Source organism: Bradyrhizobium frederickii (assembly GCF_004570865.1).
In the GTDB taxonomy this organism is placed as follows: Bacteria; Pseudomonadota; Alphaproteobacteria; order Rhizobiales; family Xanthobacteraceae; genus Bradyrhizobium; species Bradyrhizobium frederickii.
The window spans coordinates 237,023-259,414 of sequence record NZ_SPQS01000004.1 but is presented as its reverse complement, the minus strand read 5'-3'; the positions used below and the strand labels follow the sequence as shown (position 1 = coordinate 259,414).

The following is a 22,392-nucleotide window of genomic DNA, read 5'->3' as shown; positions in this document are numbered from 1 at the left end:
GGGTTTCAGGGGTAATGACAACGACAGTGCAAAAGACGCAGACGCGAGAGACCAGAGAGCCGGCCGATGCCGGTCAGAAGCCGCGCGCTCTCGCGAAGCACCGCCAGATTCTCGACAGCGCCCGCGTCCTCTTTCTCGATCAGGGCTTCGACGCCACCAGCATGGACGCGATCGCGCGCGAGGCCGGCGTGTCGAAGGCGACGCTCTACGTCCATTTCGACGACAAGGACGATCTGCTGCTGGCGCTGGTGAGCGAGGAGTGCAAGCGCTTCGGGCCGAAGACGCTATGGCGCGACCACGGCGGCAGGATCGATCTCCGGGCGGAGCTCCACGCCATTGGCACGACGTTCCTCGAAGCCTTTCTCGACCAGCGCGGGCTTGCCGTGCACAGACTCGTGATGTCCTGCGCCTCGCGCCATCCGCGCGTGGCGGAAGTTTTCATGAAGTCGGGACCGGAGCGCTGCGACACCGAAATGGCCGCCTTCCTGCGTGCAGCGCAGGCCCAGGGCCTTCTCGACATTCCCGACATCGGCATGGCCGCGACGCAATTTCTCAGCCTAATTCAGGGCAAGGAGATCCTGAAATGGACGCTCTCGATGAAGGCGCCGAGCCCGGCCCGCCATCGTGCGCTGATCGAGAATGGTATCAACGTGTTTCTCGCGGCCTATGAGCGACGCCCCACCGCCGTGAAGCAGACGCGGCGAAAGCCGGCGAAGGCATCTGCACGCCGCTAGGAACGAGACAACAGGTTACGCGACCCGGTCACATCCCCACCCCTCCCCCGTCCCAGACCGGTTCGCGCGCGGCCAGCCATCCCCAAAGCCTGGCCGCAACTTCTTTGGCGCCTTGTCATGCAGGATACGAGTGGCTGCCGGGCAAGCCGGAACGGCGCTGTTGACTAGTCCGCCGGTTGCTTCATTGGGTAACGGCACAGGCAATCACGAGGAACTGCCATGACGTCGTTCCGCCCCGTCATCGCGTTGTCCAGGGGTCTCGAAGTCCTGCGGGTGATCAACCAGGAACGGCAGTCGACCGTCGGCTCGCTGCACAAGGCGACTGGGCTGAACAAGGCAACGATCGTCCGCATGCTCGAGACGCTGGAGCATGAAGGGTATGTGATGCGTCGTACCGAGCCGGCCAGCTACGCGCCCACGGGACGGGCGCTGCTGCTCAGCGCGGGCTATGACGAGCCCACCTGGATCGGCGGCATCGCCGAACCCATCCTCAACAAATTCCGCAAGCAGATCCACTGGCCGTCAGACATTGCCGTGCTCGATCAGGAATCCATGGTCATCGCCCACACGACGCGGGTGGACGGGTCGCTGCTGTTCAGCCGGCCGCCGGGTTTCCGATTTCCTGTCCTGGGCACCTCGATGGGGCGCGCCTATCTCGCCTTCTGCGAGCCAGCCGAGCAGGAACGCATCGCCGCACGTCTTGCCCTCAGCCCAGAGCCCTGGAACGATCTGGCGCGCAACCCCGACAAGCTCGCCAAGACGCTTCGCACGATCCGCAAAGCCGGGTTCGCGGTCATGGACGACAGCTACAGCCGCAGCATCTTCGGCGGCGCGGTCTGGGCGCTTGGCGTTCCCGTTGCGCTTCCGAACCGGCTGTTCGGCAGCATGAACGTGATGATGCTGCGCGAAGCGGTCACTCCCGAGGACGGCATACGCCGCTTCGTGCCTCAAATGAAGAAAGTCGCCTCCGCACTGGCGGAGGCGCTCGGCGCCAAGCTCGCCGCACCAGGCACGTCATCCCTCCGCCGCAAGTAGCCATTTCATACAGTGAAACGATATTTTGATTTCTTGACGCACTCTCCACCCCATGTGACACCTCGGTCCGGCGGCTGCGCTGCCCAATGACACAGGGAAAAGGGGGAAGCCGAAGTGTGGACATCCACGAGAATTCTGGCGGCCGCAATTGCATGCCTGACGCTGGCTGCCGCTGAGACGGCTTGGGCCGACGCCTGGCCGACCCGGGCAATCAGGATCGTCGTCTCCACGCCGCCAGGCGGCATCACCGATGCCTTCGCCCGCGCCTACGGCGATTACATCTCGCAGAAGCTTGGGCAGCCCGTGATCGTCGAGAACAAGACCGGGGCCAGCGGCGCGCTGGCGGCGCAATTGGTGAAGGACTCGCCACCGGACGGCTACACGCTGATGTACACGATCTCGTCCACCCTGCTCGGTAACCGGTTGCTGCTGAAATCGCTGGCCTATGATCCCGACAAGGATTTCACCATCGTCGCGCTCACGCCTTCGGGCCATCTGCCGCTGGTGGTCCATTCTGCCACCAATGCAAAGACGATCGAAGAGTTCGTCGCTTATGCGCGGCACAACAAGGTCACGGCCGGCTCATACGGGATCGGCTCGTTCGCGCACATTGCGATCGCCGAACTCAACCGCCAATTCGGTCTCGACATTTCCATCGTGCATTACCGCGGCGAAGCGCCGATGTGGCAGGATTTTGCCGCCGGGGTGATCCAGGCGGCCGTCGGGAGCTATCAGGCTGCGCTTCCGGTGCTCGATACCGGCGTCGGCCGCCCGATCGCCGTGCCGACACCGGTGCGCATGAAGAAGCTGCCCGAGACCCGGACGTTCGCCGAGCAAGGCGTCACCGGGAATGTCTTCCAGCTCACGAGCTTTACCGCGCTGGTGGCGCCCGCGGCGATGCCAGCAGACCGGATCGACCTGCTCGCCAAGCTGATGGTCGAAGGCGGCAAGACGGAGCGCGTGCAGAAGCTGCTCGATGCCTTCGGGGTCGACTCCCCGGCAATGGATCGCGCATCCTCGATTGCGCTCTACCAAAAGGAAGGGCCGGTCTGGCTCGAATCGATCAAGACTCTCGGGTTGGAGCCGCAATAGATTCCCGCACCGTCACTCCCGCGGCCGGCGCCGTTGTCGCTCACGCACCGAGCACGTCCGCGAGCCGCAGCTCGTCGGGCACGGGATCCTTCAGGAACAGCTCGGCTTCGATCTCGTCCAGGTGCGACAGCATCTGCGCGCGCGCGGCTTGCTTGTCGCGTTTGCGAATCGCGGCGACGATGCCGGCGTGATGATCGGTGCCGCAGGCCGGCGTGTCGTGGCGGCGGTAGAGCAGGATGATGAGCGAGGAGCGCGCGATCAGCTCCTTCAGGAAGCCGAGATAGATGCTGTGGCCGCTCATCTCGGCGACCAGACGGTGAAACTCTCCGGAGAGCCGGACCGAGGCCCGGGCATCGCCGCGCAGCTCGGCCTCGCGTTCCTCGGCAAGATGCTGCTGGAGGCGATCGATCCAGTCCGGCGTCACCGCATCGATGGCGTGATCGACGATGGTGGGCTCGATCAGGCGGCGCGCCTCGAACACTTCGCGGGCATCGGCCGGCGTCGGCCGCGCGACGAAGGCGCCGCGGTTCTTCTCGATGTTGACGATGCCCTCATGCGCGAGCTGCTGAAGCGCAGTGCGGACCAGCGTGCGGCTTGCGCCGTAGATCTCGCCGATCTCGTCCTCGCCGAGCTTGGTGCCCGGCAGCAGACGATGCTCGAGGATCGCGGCGGTCACACCCTCCCGGATGCGGCTGACGCGATCGCTCGCGTCGGGCGCGTCGGATTTGCGGCGGGGCTTGGCGGCCATGAGTCCGAGATTGGGCTTGAGGGCTCGATCGACGACATTCGCTTTCGAATGTTAGTCGACGATCTGTATGCAATTACAGGCGAAAGTTTATACAATCCTCGCCCGTTTTGTGTGCAGATGATTGCGCACGGGGCGGGCGGGACAGAGGCGCCGGATTCGTTCTAACGATCTGACTCCGCTGCACAGTTTCGCAATTCGGCCGGCAAGGCGGCGGTTGGCACGGACCTTGCGGAGAGAGTGCCAGCACCGCCCCTCCTTGGACACGCCATGGCCACTCCCGCCGCCCTCGAACTGGTCGCCGTCACCAAGCGCTATGACACGACGCTGGCGGTCGACACCGTCAATTTGAAGATCCCGGCCGGCACCTATTGCTGCCTGCTCGGTCCGTCCGGCTGCGGCAAGACCTCGACCTTGCGCATGATCGCGGGCCACGAGGCCGTCAGCGAGGGCGACATCATCCTGGGTAGCCAGAACGTCACCGACCTGCCGCCGGCCGAGCGCGGCACCGCGATGATGTTTCAGTCCTACGCGCTGTTTCCGCATCTCTCCGTGCTCGACAACGTCGCCTTCGCCCTGAAGATGCGCGGCATCGACAAGCCGACGCGCCACAGGCGCGCCGGCGAGTTGCTGGAGCTGGTGGCGATGAGCCAATATGCGGGCCGGCTGCCGGCGCAGCTCTCCGGCGGCCAGCAGCAGCGCGTTGCGCTCGCCCGCGCGCTGATCACCGAGCCGCAGATTCTCTTGCTCGACGAGCCGCTCTCCGCCCTCGATCCGTTCCTGAGGGTCAGGATGCGCGGCGAGCTGAAGCGATTGCAGCGCGAGCTCGGCATCAGCTTCATCCAGGTCACCCACGGCCAGGAAGAGGCGATGGCGCTGGCCGACCACATCGTGGTGATGAACCACGGCCGGATCGAGCAGCAGGGCACGGCCCGCGACATCTTCCACCATCCCCGCACCGAATTCGTGGCGCGCTTCATCGGCGGCCACAACGTGCTCAGCGACGCCGGCAAGCTCATCGCCGTGCGCGCCGATCAGCTCGGCATCGCGCCGTTTGCTGACGGCGCCTTCGGCGCGCCGGCGCTGCTGACCCAGACCGAGTACCAGGGCTCCTACATCGCCGTCTCGCTCACGCTCGAGGACGGCACCGCCCTCTTCTCCCACGTTCCCGAAGCCACTTTCGACGTCCACCCGTTCCGTCCGGGCGATCGCGTGCTGGCGACCTGGGATCCCGCCAAGGCGCAACGCCTGCAATAGCGCCCTTCATCTTGGAACATGTGCAACACTAGAGGAGTGAGGGAAATGACCGAGACGACCAGGAAGACCGGCCTCAACCGCCGTACGCTGCTCAAGGGCACCGCAAGTCTTGCCGGCCTCGCCGCCGGCTCCGGCGCCATCACCGGCTTTCCCTATGTGAAGTCGGCCGATGCCAAGGTGCTGCGCTATCTCGGCACCGCCGTGAACGAGGGCGACGACATCTCCAGGCAGTGCCTGAAGGACACCGGCATCAAGATCGAATACATCACCGCCACCACCGACGACGTCACCAAGCGCGTGATGACCCAGCCGAACTCCTTCGACGTGCTGGACACCGAATATTTCTCGCTGAAGAAGATCGTGCCGTCGGGCAACATCCTTCCGCTCGATGCCCGGAAGATCAAGGAGTTCGACAACATCACGCCTGTCTTCACCAAGGGCGAGACGCCCGGCGGCAAGAAGATCGGCGGCCAGGGCACCGCGCCCTGGAAGGTGCTTTACCTCGAGGGCAAGGATTCCAAGAAGTTCGCGACGTCGGCGACCGAATTCGTCACGCTGATTCCGACCGTCTACAACGCCGACACGCTCGGCATCCGCCCCGACCTGATCAAGCGGCCGATCAGCTCCTGGTCCGAGCTGCTCAACCCCGAGTTCAAGGGGAAGGCCTCGATCCTCAACATCCCCTCGATCGGCATCATGGATGCCGCGATGGTCGTGGAAGCCACCGGCAAGTACAAATATGCCGACAAGGGCAACATGACCAAGGAAGAGATCGATCTCACCATGAAGGTGATGACCGAGGCCAAGAAGGCCGGCCAGTTCCGCGCGTTCTGGAAAGACTTCAACGAAAGCGTCAACCTGATGGCTTCGGGCGAGACGGTGATCCAGTCGATGTGGTCGCCGGCGGTGACCAAGGTGCGCTCGATGGGAATTCCCTGCACGTTCCAGCCGCTCAAGGAAGGCTACCGCTCCTGGGCCTCCGGCTTCTGCGTCTCCAAGGGCGTCTCGGGTCCCAAGCTCGAATGGGCCTATGAGTTCGTGAACTGGTTCCTGTCCGGCTATGCCGGCGCCTATCTCAATCGCCAGGGTTACTACTCCGCCGTGCTCTCCACCGCGAAGGCGCATATGGAGCCCTACGAGTGGGCCTATTGGATGGAGGGCAAGCCGGCCGAGAAGGACATCAAGGCGCCCGACGGCTCGCTGCTCGAGAAGGCAGGCGCGGTGCGCGACGGCGGCTCCTACGAGGACCGCATGGGCGGCGTCGCCTGCTGGAACGCCGTGATGGACGAGAACGACTACATGGTCCGCAAGTGGAACGAGTTCATCGCGGCGTAACTGACATGTCGGAAGAAGTCCTGCAACAGGCGGCCCCGGGCTTGATCCCGGGGTCCGGCACAGCGCGCGCCGCCAAGCCGACGCGCCTGTCGCCGTCCTTCATCTCCTGGCTTCAGGCCGGGCCGATGATGCTGGTGTTTCTCGCCTTCTTCCTGATCCCGCTGGCATTCGTCGTCATCGTCTCGTTCTGGGACTACAACGAATACCAGTTGCTGCCGGCCTTCTCGGGCCGCGGCTACACCGACACGTTCGAGGGCTGCATCGCGCAGCTGCCCGACCTCTGCACCATCGGCAAGACCTATCTGAAGACGCTGAAGCTCGGCTTCATGGTGTGGGCGATCACCCTGTTCATCGGCTTCTGGGTTGCCTATTTCCTCGCCTTCCACGTCAAGTCCAAGACCTGGCAGATGGGCTTGTCGCTGCTCTGCACGATCCCGTTCTGGACCTCCAACGTGATCCGCATGATCGCCTGGATTCCGCTGCTCGGGCGCAACGGCCTCGTCAATTCCGGCCTGATCAAGACCGGCCTGATCAACCATCCGCTGGAATGGCTGCTGTTCTCCGAATTCTCCGTGGTGCTGGCGCTGGTCCACCTGTTCACCTTCTTCATGGTGGTGCCGATCTTCAATTCGATGGTGCGCATCGACAAATCGCTGATCGAGGCCGCCTATGACGCCGGCGCCACCGGTTTCCAGACACTGCTCAACGTCATCATACCGCTCGCCAAGCCGGGCATCGTGATCGGCTCGATCTTCGTCATCACCATCGTGATGGGCGATTTCATCACCATCGGCGTGATGGGCGGCCAGCAGATCGCGGCGGCCGGCAAGATCATCGAGACGCGGGTCAACGCGCTGCAATTCCCCGCCGCGGCAGCCAACGCCGTGATCCTGCTCACCATCACCTTCCTGATCATCACCATGATGTCGCGCATCGTCGACATCAAGAAGGAGCTGTAGAGCATGAAGGAAGGACGCCCGCGCTCGTTCTACGTGCTCGCGACCTTCTTCGCGGCCTATGTGCTGTTCCTCTACGGCCCGATGATCGCGATCTACGTGCTGTCGTTCCAGGGGCCGCAAGGCGGCCTCACCTTCCCGATGAACGGCGTGTCGACCTTCTGGATCGCAAAACTGTTCCAGGGCACCGGCATCGTCGATCTCGGCGCGGCCTTCCGCCGCTCGCTGCTGCTCGGCATCATCGTGATGATCGTCACCGTGGTGCTGTCGGTCGCCGCCGGCATGGCCTTCCGCAGGAAGTTCAGGGCGCAGAGCATCCTGTTCTACTCGGCGATCGCGAGCCTGATCGTTCCCTCGATCATCACCTCGCTCGGCATCTCGCTGGAGTTCCGCATCATCGACGACCTGATCAAGGCGCATTGGAACGAAAATTTCGAAACCTCGATGGGCCTGCTCACCTCAGGACTCGGCGCGCACCTGACCTGGACGCTGCCATTCGGGCTGCTCATCATGTTCGCGATCTTCAATCGCTTCGACCCGCGCCTCGAGGAAGCCGCGCGCGATCTCGGCGCCACGCCATGGCAGACGTTCCGCCATGTCGTGCTGCCGATCATCCTGCCGTCCGTGATCGGCATCGGCCTGTTCGGCTTCACGCTGTCCTGGGACGAGCTCGCGCGTTCCAGCCAGGCGATCGGGGCGGTGAACACGTTGCCGCTCGATCTCCAGGGCCTCACCACCACGGTGACGAACCCCGACATCTATGCGCTCGGCACCGTGATTTCGGCCGTCTCGTTCACGGTGATCACCCTTGCGCTCGGCACCATCCACATGCTCAACAAGCGGCAGGCGGCCAAGGGTTCGGACGCCGGCCAAGGACTGGTCTAACAACGCGCTCGTCTGACAAGGGACTTGTCTGATCCGATGCGGCTGCATGTCGTCAATCCCAACACCACCGCGTCGATGACGGCGAAGATCGCCGCTGCGGCGCGCAACGTCGCCCTGCCCGGCACGGTGATCGACGCGCGGCAGCCAACGATGGGCCCGGTCTCGATCGAGGGATTTTACGACGAAGCCTTCGCCGTACCAGGCATGCTCGGCTGCATCCGCGAGGCCGACCGCGACGGTGCGGACGCGCACATCATCGCCTGCTTCGACGACACCGGCCTGGATGCCGCCCGCGCCGTCGCCAAGGCGCCGGTGATCGGAATCGGCGAGGCCGGCTTCCACATGGCGAGCCTGATCGCGGCGCGCTTTGCCGTGGTGACGACGCTCGGTGTCTCCATCGTGCCGATCGAGCACAATTTGCGGAAATACGGCCTCGCCGATCGCTGCGCCCGCGTCCGCGCCGCCGAGGTGCCGGTGCTGGCGCTCGAGGCGCGCAACACGGACGCGCTCGCGAAGATCTCCGCGGAGATCGCGGCTGCGGTCCGTGACGACCGCGCCGAAGCGATTGTGCTCGGCTGCGCCGGCATGGCCGATCTCGCCGCCGAGCTCGCCGCCACCCACGGCCTGCCCGTGATCGACGGCGTCGCGGCGGCGGTGACGCTGGCGGAATCACTGGTGCGGCTGGGGTTGAAGACCTCGCGCCTCGGCCCCTACGCGGCGCCGCGGCCGAAGACCTATTCCGGACCGTTTTCGCCGTTTCAGCCTTGATTCCCGGGCCCGGGCGAAGCCTCGGAGGCCCCAAGGCCTGCTGATTGCTGGTTTTTTGGCCTTTAGCCTCTTTTTGGACCCATTCCTTGCCGACACGTAACGTTTTCGGGACGCCCCGGCCGCCTCAGGGCTGCCGGTCTTCGCCACTCACCAAGTTTCAATTTGGGTTTTGTCAGCGATGATCGATCTCGCCCAGGACACACCGTCCAATCCGCTTTTTCGTCTCGGCGCCCAGCCCATCGCGCTGACCGCCGCCGCGCTCCTGCTCCTGATCGCTGGCGTCACCTCGATCGCGATCTGGCGTGCCTATACCGGCGCCGCACCTGAGACCGACAGGGTGGTGGCGTCGCGGCAGCTTCAGGCGCGGACCGCTCAGGCCTCCGAGCAGTTGGTCGAGAAGACCAAGGGGCTGGAGGCGACCCAGCAGGAATCGATCGACCAGCTCCAGGTGGTGCAGGATCAGCTCCTGACGATGAAGCGGCTGATGGCGGCGCAGCAGGCCGACACCAAGCGTCTGTCCGAGCAGGTGGCATCGCTGAACGAGTCCATCGACGGCCTGCGGCAGTCGTTCGCCGGCGCGCGAGCCACCGACGTCGAAGCGCCCGCGGTTACCCGCAGGAAACCGGCGCGGCACCGCGTCCACGCCAGCGCGCGCAAGCGCTCGCGCGGCTGAGCCGCCACACCGCGACTAATTTTCTCGACTTGTGAACTGGATCACATTCGCCGGTATGATTCCGCGCGATGCTCCCGGTTACCGGATGGCGTGAGCCGATTTCAATGTCCGGGGCTGGCAAGGTCGTTGACGGTATACTGCGTCAACGGCCTTGTTTTTTGGTCGGTCAGTCTCTCGTCGAGGACGCTATTCGCAGACATCCACACGGCGGATACGCCAGCCCGCGGGCGTCATGACGCGCTTCCGCGCAACGTAGCAGCCGCCATAACCATCATTGTAGCCGGTACCATAATAGTAGGGATCGCCGTAATAGGGGTAGCCGTAGCCGTAATAGCCGCCGTAGAGACCGGCGCCGGCAATGCCTGCCCCGATTGCCACTCCAGGCCAGAAGCCGCCGCCGCGCCAATGGCCGCCATGGCCCCAGCCGCCGCCATGACCCCAGCCGCCATGTCCGAATCCCCGCGCCTGGGCTGCCTGCGGCACTGACAGCCCGACCGCCGCGACGGTCAGCGCCGCCATCATCATCCTGCGTAACATCACTCGATCCTCCGCGTGGACACGCTCCACGCTTCAAAGCGGGATCAAGCTAACGTCACTTCGGCATTCCGGACAGCCACGCTGCCTCACTTCCGCGCGAGCATTCAGCAGCCGCGGCAGATGCTCTTGAGCTTCTTGTCGAGCATCCGATTCTCGGCATTCACGGCGGCATCAGCCGCGCCGCCTGTGCCGGAGCCGGTGGTTACTCCAGCGCCCGGCCCTGACGACTGAGCCGTGCCGAGGCTGTTGGTGCCGGGCGGCGGGGCTGGCGAATTGGCGACACCTCCGGCCGATCCTGCGGCGCCGCCGCTCGATCCGGCAGAGCCGCCGGTGGCCTGCGCGAAGGCCACGGCCGGCATCGCCGCGAGCGCGAAGATCAGGATCAGGGTTCTTGTCGAGACGGCTACAGGCGATGCTGCCATCGAGAATTCTCCTTTACCGGTCAACCGCCGCGGCGGAGTCCAGTTCCGGAACAAGCGCCGTCACATCAGCTTGAGCGGGCATGATCGAGGCGCGCCAATCCGAGGACGCTACGCAGCGCTCCGGCGGGGTGCGCCGATGCTTATGCCGCCGCCGCCGTCTCGGTCCGGTCCTCGACCATGGTCACGAACATGTGGGACTCTTCACTGGCGCTGCCCACCTGGATCCGGCGAGCGCAGATGACGCGGCGCCCTCGCGCGGGATTGTCGATGGTGTCGACGATCGGCTCGAGCTGCTGCTTCTGCGCGAGGAGCTGCTGGTCGCGCCGCTCGATCAGTTCGGCCGCCTCCGCGGAGAACAATTCCCGCGCGGTCTTGCCGATGATCTCGCCGCGCGTCATGCCGATCATCTTCTCGGCGGCCTTGTTGACGAAGACGTAGCGCAGATTGCGCGCGTCCTTGGCGATGATGCCCTCGGCCACGTTCTCGATGATGGTGGCGAGGAAGCGCTCCATCCGCTCCAGAATGCGCTCGCGCTGACGCTGTTCGGTGACGTCCTCCTGCACCGAAACCCAGCCGCCGCCGTCCATCGGACGCTCGTAGATCTTGATGGTGCGTCCGTCGTTGAGGGATATCTCGTAGACTGTCGGCTCGCGCCTGGCGATCCTGCCGAGAACCGCTGCGAGATATTTCGCGACGTCGCCATCGAACAGCCCGCTCTTGACCCGGTGCTGGAGGATTTCCTCGAGGGTGGATCCGGCCTGGATCGTCTCCGGCAGATTGTAGATCCGCCTGAAGTTCGAGTTCATCGCCACCACATTGGCCTTGCCGTCGAGCATGATCAGGCCCTGCGGCATGCTGTTGATCGCCGCCGAGAGCTGCCACTTCTTGGCCTGGTATTTGTCGTTGAACTTGTCGCGCTCGGTCATCGCGGCGTCGCGCGCCTGGGCGGTGCCGAGCTCGAGCTCCTCGAGCTCGAAGATGCGTGCGACGGCGTCGCGGAAGCTCTGCACGGCGCGCGCAAGACGTCCGATCTCGTCGTGACGGCCGAAATGCGGCACCTCGCTCTTGACGTCGCCTTGCGCGATCCGGTCGGTCGCCTGCGTGATCTCGGCCAGGGCGCCGACGACCGAACGGCGCATGACGACGACGTTGAGCGCCGCCAGCATCAGGGCGGCAAGTCCGAGCGCGAACAGATAGGCCGCCGCATAGCGGTTCTCGTCGGCGAGCTCGTCCGCCTCGCGGGCGCGCTGCTGGTAGATGCGCTCGAGCGCCTCGATATCGCTGTTGAGCTTTCTGCGCACGCTCCGGTTGGCGTCGTTGTCGCCCCATTCGCGCGCCGCTGCCGGGCTGATCTCCACGCCGCGCCGGACCAGCTCCTGGCGGAAGTCGATGAACTGGATGATGCGCTGGCGGAAGCTTGCGAACAGTTCGGCGTCGTCCTTGCCGACGTTCTTCTCCATGCTCTTCAGGGCCTCGGCGAGCTCGCGGTTGCGCCGGACCAGCCCATCCGCGAACTGCTTCGCCGCGCTGCGATCGGCCGACATGTAGATGCCGCGCGAATCCATCACGATGGCGTAGATCAGCGCATTGATCCGCCCGACGCCGATCGCCGCCGCGGCGGACGAGGCGTGCATGTGACGATAGGTCGTCTGCAACCGCACCGACTGCACCGACATCACCAAGAGGAAGGTGGTGACGATCGCAAGGAAGGCGGCAATGCTGTAGACCTTCTCGGCGACCGTCAGCGTGTCGGCCCCGCGCGCGAGTCTTACGAACTTCTTCAATAGATTGGTTCCGGCGCCAAAGCCGGATTCCAGCGCCGTCGCATCCATGGCGCCGCTCCTCCTGGTTGAAAACGCTGAACGATAAGCGTGATCGCGCTAGCGGAGGATTAAAGTACCAGCCTGTATTCTTACGGTACGGAACCGTGCCGCGCGGGCTTCTCTTAACCGATCCGCTTCAGGCCTTTCGTGAAGCGCGGACCGTTGGCCACGTAGAACTTCGCCGCGCTCCCCATCTTCTGCACCTGGGCGTCGTCGAGGGTGCGGAGCACGCGGGCCGGCGAGCCGATGATCAGGGAGCGTTCGGGAAATTCCTTGCCCTCAGTGATGACGGAACCGGCACCCACGATGCTGTTCCGGCCGATCCTGGCGCCGTTCATCACGATCGAGCCCATGCCGACAAGCGCGCCCTCCTCGATGGTGCAGCCATGCAGGATGACGTTGTGGCCGACCGTGCAGTTCCGGCCGATGACAAGCGGAAACCCGAGATCGGTGTGGCAGGTCGAGCCGTCCTGCACATTGGCGCCCTCGCCGATCTCGATCCACTCATTGTCGCCGCGCAGCACGGCGCCGAACCAGACGCTCGCGCCCGGTTTCAGGCGCACCCGGCCGATCACGGTCGCGGTCTCCGCGATGAAATAATTGCCGTCAGCGGGAAGGTCGGGCGCCTGCCCGTCGAGCTCATAGATCGCCATGAAGGTCTCCTGTCACGTCAACCTCAGCCATAGCGAAACGGCGGCGAAGAGGCAAAGGAACCGGCGCGGGCGATCCGGCCGGGCGTCAGCCCAGAACGCCGGCCGCGCGCAGCGTCATCAGGAAGAAGGTGCCGCTCATCATGCTCCAGAACCCGGCGATGAGGGTTGCCATCATCACGAACTCGGCGCGGCGGCTTTCCAGCCGCCTGCCGCGCAGCGTGTTGCGCATGATGATGAAGGGCGCAGCGAACACCAGGAACGGCACCGCCGCGAAGGTCTTCGGCGCCACGCCGTCCTGCAACAGGCCGAAGCCGGCGGGCCGCTGCGCCAGCGCCTGGTATCCGTTCACGAGCGCGCCCGCGAGCGCGAAACCAATGCAGATCGAGAAGAAAGTGTTGAGAGCTTCAGGTGTCATCGGAACGGTCCGCCCTTACGCAACGCCACCGCCTTCCTGTGACAAAGAGTGCCGGTTAACGCTACATTATCCTTAAGGGAAGGTTAACGCCGCAGCCTGTTCCGCGCAGGGCCGTCCCCGCCCCGCCGCAGCCGGGAACGCTGCGCGAAATCGCGGCCGCGTGGCATATTCGCCGCTGATTCGTCGGCCACCGGCCGACGTCCGGATCTCTTGCGCTCGCTCATGACGGTGTTTTCGGAAGCCCCCTTCAGGTCCCCCCGCACGCGCACCCGGGCGCATGTCGTCCCGATCGTGCTCGGCGGCATTGCCGCGGCCGGCGCGGTCGCGCTGGTCGCCTATTTGCTGTGGCCGACCTGGGGCACGCGCGGCGCGAACGCCCCGGACAAGCTGCCGGTGAGCGTCGGCGGCACGCTGTTCAACCTGCCCGTGAACGCGATCCGCATGAAGATCCAGCGGCACTCCGGACCGCAGGAGCGCATCGATCTCGACTTCCTCTATCCCTCGCTGGAGCCGCCCGGCGCGCCCAAGCACGTCACCGCCGACACGGTGGAAGCGGCGGTGCAATCGATCGACCGCATCTTCCTGTCGATCGCAGCCCATCACGATGCGCTCTCGCCCGAGCAGCGAACAGCAACGATCTATCCGCGTTATCTCGACAAGGCCGCAGCCCAGCCCGCGGACGGCCTGACGATGCGGATGTTCCGCAGCGACACGCCTTACGGCAGCGAGGACCTCTATTCCGCGGCAAGCCCCGCACTGACCGCGCGCTGCACGCGCGATGCGGCGACGCCGGGCATGTGCCTGTCGGAGCGCCGCGTCGGCGGCGCCGACCTCACCTTCCGCTTTCCGCGCAGCTGGCTGTCGCAATGGCACGACGTGGCGGACGCGATGGACCGGCTGACCGCGCAGCTGCGCGGGCCGAAGGGGTGAGCGAGGCTCCCTACTCTGCCGTGAGATCGGCTGGGCTGGTGCCCCCCAAAACTGAAACTGCGAAAACAACCCCATGCACAGTAGCCAAGCATCGGCAGCATCTTGCATTTTCGTATTTTACGAACTACCGTTGACCGGTCGGGCAAATCACGAGCACAATGGAGTCAAAAGGAGGTCGACCTGACACGGTTGCGCACCCTCCGCCGGCACCGGATTTGCCCGGATCGCCGCACCGGTGTGTGACTGATATCACTGATCATAGATTGCACTTGGGCATTGTGCGAGTAATCTGACGCTATTGCATTCGGGGGCTGGAATGCGGCTTCGGCTATTTGTTTTGTTGATTGTTGCGAGCTGGTTCGGGACCGGCGCTGCGCTGGCCGAAAAGCGCGTCGCGCTCGTCATGGGCAACTCTGCCTACAAGAACGTGGCGAAGCTGGCGAATCCCGCAAACGATGCCGCGCTGGTCGGCGGCATGTTCAGGAAGGCGGGGTTCGATACCGTCGACGTCAAGCTCGACCTGAACGTCGTCGAGATGCGCAAGGCGCTGCGCGAATTCGGCGGCAAGGCCCGCGAGGCCGATGTCGCGGTCATCTACTACGCCGGCCACGGCATCGAGCTTGACGGCACCAATTATCTGATCCCGACCGACGCCGCCCTGGAGACCGATACCGACGTTCTGGACGAGGCGTTTCCGCTCGACAGGGTGCTGTTTGCTATCGAGCCGGCCAAGCAGCTCCGGCTCGTCATTCTGGACGCCTGCCGCGACAATCCGTTCGCCAAGACGATGAAGCGCACGATTGCCTCACGCGCCATCGGACGCGGCCTTGCCAAGGTCGAGCCGGCCAGCCCGAACACGATGATCGCCTTTGCAGCGAAGGCGGGCTCCACCGCCTCGGACGGCGATGCCAGGAACAGCCCATTCGCCACCGCTCTGGTCGAACGCCTGCCGATGCCGGGCCTCGATCTGCGCAAGGCGTTCGGTTTCGTGCGCGACGACGTGCTCAAGACCACCGGCTACAAGCAGGAGCCCTATGTTTACGGTTCGCTCGGTGGCGATGACGTTTCGCTCGTCCCTGCCAAACCGGCTGCCGCCGGGCCGCAAGCCAACCCGGACAGCGAAATCCGACGCGATTACGAATTGGCGCTCCAGCTTGGCACGCGCGATGTGTGGACCGCTTTTCTCAATCGCTATCCGAGCGGGTTCTATACCGATCTGGCAAAGGCACAGCTAAACCGGATTGCTGCCGAGGATGCGCGCGCTGTGGCCGCCGAGAAGGCCAGGCAGGCCGAAGACGAGAAGTCCCGGCTTGCATCCGAGCGGGCCAAGAAAGCCGAGCAGGAGAAGGCCGCGGCCGCCGCCAAGGCCGCTGAGGACGCCAAGGCCGCGGCGGAGAAAGCCAAGCAGATCGAGGAGGCCAAGGCGGCCGCCGCCGAACAGCGGCGGAAGGACGTCGAAGCCGCTATGGCGAAAGCTCTCGCCGACAAGCAGGCCGCCGAGAAGGCGCTCGCCGACAAGGCCGCTAACGAGCTGGCTGCAAAGCGAGCGAATGACGAGGCGCAGGGCGAGCAGAGAGTCGCAACGGTAACCCCAGCTCAATCATCGCCCAGTCTCTCGCCGCAGGAGACCGCAAAGCTGGTTCAGTCCGAGCTGCGCCGCGTGGGTTGTCTGGCGGCATCGGCAGACGGCGAGTGGAATGGGTCGTCACAACGTTCGCTGACGCTGTTCAACCAATATGCGGGAACGAAGCTCGACCCCAAGCTCGCGAGCTTCGAGGCGCTCGACGCCATCAAGGCCAGGCCGGGCCGTGTCTGTCCACTGCTGTGCGATCACGGCTTCAAGGCCGATGGCGACGCTTGCGTGAAGATCGCCTGCCGTGCCGGCTATCGCGTCAACGACGGCAACGAGTGCCAGAAGGCGCCGGACAAGAAGCCGGTCCCGAACCGGGAGGATGCCAAGAAGAAAGAATTGGAGCGGAAGCAAACTGAAGTTGCACCCACAAAGCCGCAGGCGTCTGGCCAAATCATTTGCAGTACATCAGGCTGTCGGCCGGTGAGGCCCGGCTGTCGCATCTCAATCCAGAAGTATGGCTCCGCAGTCTCCATGGTAGGAGGGGGGCAAGCGGAAGTGTGCGACTAAGCGGCGGTAGAGAGGCAGTGTGATAAACATCACTGAGCGCAGATTGCGTTTGGCCATCCTGCGAGTAATCTGACGCTATTGCATTCGGGGGCTGGAATGCGGCTTCGGCTGTTTGTTTTATTGATTGTTGCGAGTTGGTTCGGGACCGGCGCTGCGCTGGCCGAGAAGCGCGTCGCGCTCGTCATGGGCAACTCTGCCTACAAGAACGTGGCGAGGCTGGCGAACCCCGCGAACGATGCCGCCTTGGTCGGCGGCATGTTCAGGAAGGCCGGGTTCGATACGGTCGACATCAAGCTCGATCTCAACGTCGCCGAGATGCGCAAGACGCTGCGCGATTTTGGTGGCAAAGCCCGCGAGGCCGACGTTGCGGTGGTCTACTATGCCGGTCACGGCATCGAACTCGACGGGACCAACTACCTGATCCCAACCGATGCGACGCTGGAGACCGACAGCGACGTCCTCGACGAAACGATTGCGCTGGACCGCGCCATGTTCGCAGTCGAGCCCGCAAAGCAGCTCCGCCTGATTATCCTCGACGCCTGCCGCGACAATCCGTTCGCCAAGACGATGAAGCGCACGATTGCCTCACGTGCCATCGGACGCGGCCTTGCCAAGGTCGAGCCGACCAGCCCGAACACGATGATCGCCTTTGCAGCGAAGGCGGGCTCCACCGCCTCGGACGGCGATAAGAAGAACAGCCCGTTTGCCACAGCTCTGGTCGAACGCCTGCCCACGCCGGGGCTCGACCTGGGCAAGGCCTTTCGATTCGTTCGCGATGATGTGCTCAAGACCACCGGCAACAAGCAGGAGCCTTTCGTGTACGGCTCGCTCGGCGGTGACGACGTGGCCCTGGTTCCGGCCAAGCCGGTCGCGACCGGGCCGCAAGCGAATCCCCAAGATGCAGTTCGCCGCGATTACGAGCTGGCGCTGCAGGCTGGTGATCGCGACGCATGGGAAGCGTTCCTCCAGGCCTATCCCGAGGGTTTTTACGCGAACCTTGCGCGGGTGCAATTGAAGAAGATCGGGGCCGAAGATGCCCGCGCCCTCGCGGCAGAGAAAGCCAAGCAGGCTGAAGACGAGAAGGCGCGGCTCGTGGCAGAGCGCGCCAAGAAGGCTGAGCAGGACAAGGCTGCAGCCGCCGCGAAGGCTGCCGAAGATGCCCGCATCGCGGCCGAGAAGGCCAAGCAGGTCGAGGAGGCCAAGGCGGCGGCCGCCGAGCAGCGCAGGAAGGATGCAGAAGCAGCCGTCGCCAAGGCGCTGGCCGACAAGCACGCTGCCGAAAAGGCGCTGGCCGAGAAGATTGCAAACGACAAGGCAGCTGCCGAGTTGGCGAAACAGGCGGCTGAGAAGGCCCAGCGTGACGGTGAGCAGAAGGTCGCGGCCGTGGCCCCGACCCAGTCGCCGCCCTCTCTCTCGCCGCAGGAGACTGCCAAACTGGTGCAGTCAGAACTGCGCCGCGTGGGCTGTCTCGCGAGCAATGCGGACGGTGACTGGAATGCGTCATCGCAGCGCTCGCTGGCCCTGTTCAACAAGCATGCCGGCACGAAGTTCGACGCCAAGCTCGCGAGCTTCGAGGCGCTCGATGCCATCAAGGCCAAGCCGGGGCGGGTCTGCCCGTTGGTGTGCGACCGCGGCTTCAGGGCCGATGGCGATAATTGCGTCAAGATCGCCTGCCGCGCCGGCTACCGCGTCAATGACGACAATGAATGCGAGAAGTTCCAGGACAAGAAGCCCGTGGCGACCCGCGATGACTCTAAGCCGCGAGATGACGAGCGGAAGAAGACCGAAGCCGCGCCGTCGAAGCAGACGACAGGGCAAATATTTTGTAATAACCTTGGTTGTCGTCCAGTTCGGCCGGGCTGCCGACTTGAGAGACAGGGTGTTGGCGGCGTTACTGGCATCACTACGCACGAGATCTGCAACTGAGGACGAGTTCTCCATGGCTCGCATGGCCGCGGCGAAGCGTGATTGACGCCACTGATCGCAGCTTTGCATTCGGCCATTGTGCGAGTAATCTGACGCTATTGCATTCGGGGGCTGGAATGCGGCTTCGGCTGTTTGTTTTATTGATTATTGCGAGCTGGTTCGGGACCGGCGCCGCGCTGGCCGAAAAGCGCGTCGCGCTCGTCATGGGCAACTCGGCCTACAAGAACGTGGCGAGGCTGGCGAACCCCGCGAACGATGCCGCGCTGGTCGGCGGCATGTTCAGGAAGGCGGGTTTCGACAATGTCGATGTCAGGCTTGATCTCAACGCCGCCGACATGCGCAGGTCGTTGCGCGAGTTCGCGGGCCGGACGCGCGATGCCGAGGTCGCCGTCATCTACTATGCCGGGCACGGCATCGAGCTGGACGGAACCAACTACCTGATTCCGACCGATGCTGCGCTGGAAACCGATGGCGACGTGCTCGACGAGACGGTTGCGCTCGACCGTGCACTGTTCGCCGTCGAACCTGCAAAGCAGCTTCGCCTCGTCATCCTGGATGCCTGTCGCGACAATCCGTTTGCCAAGACCATGAAGCGCACGATTGCCGCCCGTGCCATCGGACGCGGCCTCGCCAAGGTGGAGCCAACCAGCCCGAACACCATGATCGCCTTCGCGGCCAAGGCGGGCTCCACCGCCTCGGACGGCGATGCCAAGAACAGCCCGTTTGCGGCTGCACTGGTTGAGCGTCTGCCGATGCCGGGCCTCGATCTGCGCAAGGCGTTCGGCTTCGTACGCGACGATGTCTTGAAGAGCACCGGCTACAAGCAGGAGCCCTATGTGTACGGCTCGCTCGGTGGTGATGACGTGCCGCTGGTTGCCGCGAAGCCGGTCGTCGTCGGCCCGCAAGCAAACCCTGACAGTGAAATCCGGCGCGACTACGAACTGGCACTTCAGCTCGGCACGCGTGACGGATGGACGGCCTTCCTCAATCGCTTTCCGAGCGGCTTCTATTCGGATCTCGCCAAAGGCCAGCTGAACAAGATCGCGGCCGAGGAAACCCGCGCCGCCGCGGCGGAAAAGGCCAGGCAGGCCGAAGACGAGAAGTCCCGGCTTGCATCCGAGCGGGCCAAGAAAGCCGAGCAGGAGAAGGCCGCGGCCGCCGCCAAGGCCGCTGAGGACGCCAAGGCCGCGGCGGAGAAAGCCAAGCAGATCGAGGAGGCCAAGGCGGCCGCCGCCGAGCAACGCCGCAAGGAGGCCGAAGCGGCTGCTGCGAAGGCGCTGGCTGACAAACAGGCCGCCGAGAAGGCGCTAGCCGACAGGCTGGCAAATGACACCAAGCCGGCTGCCGAACAGCGAACCACGGAGAAGCAGCAGGTTACCGACACCACGAAGGTTGCGGCTGTCGCACCAACCTCAACACCGCCGAGCCTGTCGCCGCAAGAGACGGCAAAGCTGGTTCAGTCAGAGTTACGCCGCGTCGGCTGTCTGGCGGAAGCTGCCGACGGCGAATGGAATGCGTCATCGCAACGTTCGCTGACGCTGTTCAACAAATATGCGGGAACGACCTTCGACGCCAAGCTCGCGAGCTTCGAGGCGCTCGATGCCATCAAGGCCAAGCCGGGCCGGGTCTGCCCCCTCGTGTGCAATCGTGGCTTCAAAGCCGATGGCGATGCGTGCGTGAAGATCACGTGCCGCGCCGGCTATCGCGTCAATGACGACAATGAGTGCGAGAAGGTTCAGGACAAGAAGCCGGTTGCAACCCGCGAGGATGCCAAGAAGCGGGACACGGAGCGGAAGCAAACCGAAGCTGCTCCTTCGAAGCCGCAGTCGGCAGGTCAGATGTATTGCGACACTCGGACTTGCCGTCCGGTTCAGAAGGGTTGTCGAATTGAAATCGTGAATGGCCAGTATTCACACCGCGAAGTCTGCAACTGAGGACGAGCTTGGAGGCCTGACAACCCACTGGCTCGCCGTTGTGATGATGGTCATGTGGATGAAGTTGCTGTCGGCTGTACCCTGATTACGCCGATCACTTGGATGATTTGGGGCTGCAATGGGCGCACTTCGGTTTCTTAGTATGATCATTCTTTCGACCTGGCTCGGGACCGGTTCTGCGCTAGCCGAAAAGCGCGTCGCGCTCGTCATGGGCAACTCTGCCTATAAGAACGTGGCGAGGCTGGCGAACCCCGCAAACGATGCCGCGTTGGTCGGCGGCATGTTCAGGAAGGCGGGCTTCGACGCCGTCGATGTCAAGCTCGACCTGAACGTGGTCGACATGCGCAAGGCGCTGCGCGAATTCGGCGGCAAGGCCCGGGAAGCCGATGTCGCGGTCATCTACTACGCCGGCCACGGCATCGAGCTTGACGGCACCAATTATCTGATCCCGACCGATGCCGCCCTCGAGACCGACACCGACGTTCTCGACGAGGCGTTCCCGCTCGACCGGGTGTTGTTTGCCATCGAGCCGGCCAAGCAACTTCGCCTCGTCATCCTGGATGCCTGTCGCGACAATCCGTTCGCCAAGACGATGAAGCGCACGATTGCCTCCCGCGCCATCGGACGTGGCCTTGCCAAGGTGGAGCCAACCAGCCCGAACACCATGATCGCCTTTGCAGCCAAGGCGGGCTCCACCGCCTCGGACGGCGATGCCAGGAACAGCCCATTCGCCACCGCTCTGGTCGAACGCCTGCCGATGCCGGGCCTCGATCTGCGCAAGGCCTTCGGCTTCGTGCGCGACGACGTGCTCAAGACCACCGGCTACAAGCAGGAGCCGTACGTGTACGGCTCGCTCGGTGGTGATGACGTGCCGCTGATTGCCGCAAAGCCGGTCGTCGCCGGACCGCAGGCCAACCCGGACGCCGAAGTCCGGCGCGATTATGAACTTGCGCTTCAGCTGGGAACGCGTGACGGATGGACTGCCTTCCTCAACCGCTTTCCCAGCGGCTTCTATGCCGATCTCGCCAAGGGCCAGCTGAACAAGATCACCGCCGAGGAAACCCGCGCCGCCGCGGCGGAAAAGGCCAGGCAGGCCGAGGAGGAGAAGGCCCGACTGGCATCCGACCGGACCAAGAAGGCCGAGCAGGAGAAGGCCGCGGCCGCCGCCAAGGCCGCTGAGGACGCCAAGGCCGCGGCGGAGAAAGCCAAGCAGATCGAGGAAGCCAAGGCGGCGGCCGCCGAGCAGCGCAGGAAGGACGCAGAAGCGGCTGTCGCCAAGGCCCTGGCCGACAAGCAAGCTGCCGAAAAGGCGCGCGCCGACCAGATTGCGAACGACAAGGCGGCTGCCGAGCTGGCCGCAAAGCAAGCAAACGACAAGGCGCAGGGCGAGCAGAAGGTCGCGGCGGTTACCCCAACTCAATCGTCGCCCAGTCTCTCGCCGCAGGAGACCGCCCAGCTGGTTCAGTCGGAGCTGCGCCGCGTCGGCTGTCTGGCCGCGGCTGCCGATGGCGACTGGAATGCGTCGTCGCAACGCTCGCTGACGCTGTTCAACAAATATGCGGGAACGAAGTTCGACGCCAAGCAGGCGAGCTTCGAGGCGCTCGACGCCATCAAGGCCAAGCCGGGCCGGGTCTGCCCGCTGGTGTGCGATCACGGCTTCAAGGCCGATGGCGACGCTTGCGTCAAGATCGCCTGCCGCACCGGCTATCGCGTCAATGACGACAATGAATGCGAAAAGGTGCAGGACAAGAAACCGGTCGCGACCCGCGATGACGCCAAGAAGCGGGACGACGAGAGGAAGAAGAGCGAGACCACGCCGGCGAAGCCGCAGGCGACGGGACAATTGATTTGCAATAATGCCGGCTGCCGTCCCGTAAAGCCTGGATGCCGGGTGGTGCCCTATCAACGGTTCAAGCACGGGACAAATAGCACCGGTGAAGCTCAGGAGGAGTGCAATTAGTCTATTCGTCAGCTGCTACCCAACCAACAGCCAGCGTTCAACGAACGTTTTTGAGCACTGTACAACCGGCGGCCGCCGAGGTTGCGGTCATTTATTGTGCCGGGCACGGCATTGAAATGGATGGGACGAACTACCTAACCATCGGCAGCGTCTTGCATTTTCGTATTTTTCG

The 22,392-nt window shown here is 64.3% G+C and carries 20 protein-coding genes; 14 read left to right on the top strand and 6 right to left on the bottom strand.

The features are described from left to right. Positions 1-26: 26 nt before the first annotated feature. From E4K64_RS09060 to E4K64_RS09050, 3 genes are all read left to right on the top strand, one after another. A complete protein-coding gene (locus tag E4K64_RS09060; RefSeq protein ID WP_235884610.1) occupies positions 27-734 on the top strand; it encodes a TetR/AcrR family transcriptional regulator in 708 nt (235 codons plus the stop codon). Between the two features lie 219 nt (positions 735-953). After that, on the top strand, positions 954-1,769 hold the full coding sequence (locus tag E4K64_RS09055; RefSeq protein WP_126257877.1) for a helix-turn-helix domain-containing protein: 816 nt from the start codon (positions 954-956) through the stop codon (positions 1,767-1,769). Between the two features lie 114 nt (positions 1,770-1,883). Then, positions 1,884-2,861 (top strand): Bug family tripartite tricarboxylate transporter substrate binding protein, encoded by a 978-nt coding sequence (locus E4K64_RS09050; protein WP_135163190.1) that lies wholly within the window; start codon positions 1,884-1,886, stop codon positions 2,859-2,861. A gap of 40 nt (positions 2,862-2,901) precedes the next feature. On the opposite strand, the gene E4K64_RS09045 is transcribed toward E4K64_RS09050, so the two are convergent. Continuing rightward, positions 2,902-3,609, bottom strand: a complete 708-nt coding sequence (locus tag E4K64_RS09045) for a GntR family transcriptional regulator (RefSeq protein WP_135163189.1) — start codon at positions 3,607-3,609, stop codon at positions 2,902-2,904. 267 nt (positions 3,610-3,876) lie between these two features. Here E4K64_RS09045 and E4K64_RS09040 point away from each other — a divergent pair, with 267 nt between their 5' ends. The 6 genes from E4K64_RS09040 to E4K64_RS09015 all read left to right on the top strand — a co-directional run bounded on the left by E4K64_RS09040 (position 3,877) and on the right by E4K64_RS09015 (position 9,480). Then, on the top strand, positions 3,877-4,863 hold the full coding sequence (locus E4K64_RS09040; RefSeq protein WP_135163188.1) for an ABC transporter ATP-binding protein: 987 nt from the start codon (positions 3,877-3,879) through the stop codon (positions 4,861-4,863). Between the two features lie 45 nt (positions 4,864-4,908). Continuing rightward, positions 4,909-6,198, top strand: coding sequence for an ABC transporter substrate-binding protein (locus tag E4K64_RS09035; RefSeq protein ID WP_135163187.1), 1,290 nt, complete (start codon positions 4,909-4,911; stop codon positions 6,196-6,198). A gap of 5 nt (positions 6,199-6,203) precedes the next feature. Continuing rightward, the gene (locus E4K64_RS09030) at positions 6,204-7,157 is read left to right on the top strand and encodes an ABC transporter permease (RefSeq protein ID WP_135163186.1); all 954 of its coding nucleotides are present in this window, start codon (positions 6,204-6,206) and stop codon (positions 7,155-7,157) included. Positions 7,158-7,160: 3 nt separating this feature from the next. After that, positions 7,161-8,039, top strand: a complete 879-nt coding sequence (locus E4K64_RS09025; RefSeq protein WP_135163185.1) for an ABC transporter permease — start codon at positions 7,161-7,163, stop codon at positions 8,037-8,039. 36 nt (positions 8,040-8,075) lie between these two features. Then, positions 8,076-8,807, top strand: a complete 732-nt coding sequence (locus E4K64_RS09020) for an aspartate/glutamate racemase family protein (RefSeq protein WP_135163326.1) — start codon at positions 8,076-8,078, stop codon at positions 8,805-8,807. Between the two features lie 178 nt (positions 8,808-8,985). Beyond that, the gene (locus tag E4K64_RS09015; protein WP_135163184.1) at positions 8,986-9,480 is read left to right on the top strand and encodes a hypothetical protein; all 495 of its coding nucleotides are present in this window, start codon (positions 8,986-8,988) and stop codon (positions 9,478-9,480) included. A gap of 186 nt (positions 9,481-9,666) precedes the next feature. Here E4K64_RS09015 and E4K64_RS09010 read toward each other — a convergent pair whose 3' ends face one another. From E4K64_RS09010 to E4K64_RS08990, 5 genes are all read right to left on the bottom strand, one after another. Then, on the bottom strand, positions 9,667-10,017 hold the full coding sequence (locus E4K64_RS09010) for a hypothetical protein (protein WP_135163183.1): 351 nt from the start codon (positions 10,015-10,017) through the stop codon (positions 9,667-9,669). A gap of 104 nt (positions 10,018-10,121) precedes the next feature. Next, positions 10,122-10,439: a hypothetical protein gene (locus E4K64_RS09005; RefSeq protein WP_135163182.1), complete on the bottom strand. Its 318-nt coding sequence runs from the start codon at positions 10,437-10,439 to the stop codon at positions 10,122-10,124. 140 nt (positions 10,440-10,579) lie between these two features. Continuing rightward, a complete protein-coding gene (locus E4K64_RS40860; protein ID WP_135163181.1) occupies positions 10,580-12,271 on the bottom strand; it encodes a PAS-domain containing protein in 1,692 nt (563 codons plus the stop codon). Positions 12,272-12,384: 113 nt separating this feature from the next. Beyond that, positions 12,385-12,915, bottom strand: coding sequence for a gamma carbonic anhydrase family protein (locus E4K64_RS08995; protein WP_135163180.1), 531 nt, complete (start codon positions 12,913-12,915; stop codon positions 12,385-12,387). 85 nt (positions 12,916-13,000) lie between these two features. Continuing rightward, positions 13,001-13,330 (bottom strand): DUF6949 family protein, encoded by a 330-nt coding sequence (locus E4K64_RS08990; protein WP_126257865.1) that lies wholly within the window; start codon positions 13,328-13,330, stop codon positions 13,001-13,003. Positions 13,331-13,552: 222 nt separating this feature from the next. On the opposite strand from E4K64_RS08990, the gene E4K64_RS08985 reads away from it, so the two are divergent. The 5 genes from E4K64_RS08985 (at position 13,553) to E4K64_RS08965 (ending at position 22,220) form a co-directional block, all read left to right on the top strand. Then, on the top strand, positions 13,553-14,260 hold the full coding sequence (locus tag E4K64_RS08985; protein ID WP_135163179.1) for a hypothetical protein: 708 nt from the start codon (positions 13,553-13,555) through the stop codon (positions 14,258-14,260). A 316-nt stretch (positions 14,261-14,576) separates the two neighbouring features. After that, positions 14,577-16,400, top strand: coding sequence for a caspase family protein (locus E4K64_RS08980; RefSeq protein ID WP_135163178.1), 1,824 nt, complete (start codon positions 14,577-14,579; stop codon positions 16,398-16,400). Positions 16,401-16,496: 96 nt separating this feature from the next. After that, positions 16,497-18,326, top strand: a complete 1,830-nt coding sequence (locus E4K64_RS08975) for a caspase family protein (RefSeq protein ID WP_135163177.1) — start codon at positions 16,497-16,499, stop codon at positions 18,324-18,326. Positions 18,327-18,442: 116 nt separating this feature from the next. Next, on the top strand, positions 18,443-20,260 hold the full coding sequence (locus E4K64_RS08970; RefSeq protein ID WP_135163176.1) for a caspase family protein: 1,818 nt from the start codon (positions 18,443-18,445) through the stop codon (positions 20,258-20,260). A 118-nt stretch (positions 20,261-20,378) separates the two neighbouring features. After that, positions 20,379-22,220, top strand: coding sequence for a caspase family protein (locus E4K64_RS08965; RefSeq protein WP_135163175.1), 1,842 nt, complete (start codon positions 20,379-20,381; stop codon positions 22,218-22,220). Positions 22,221-22,392 lie beyond the last annotated feature (172 nt).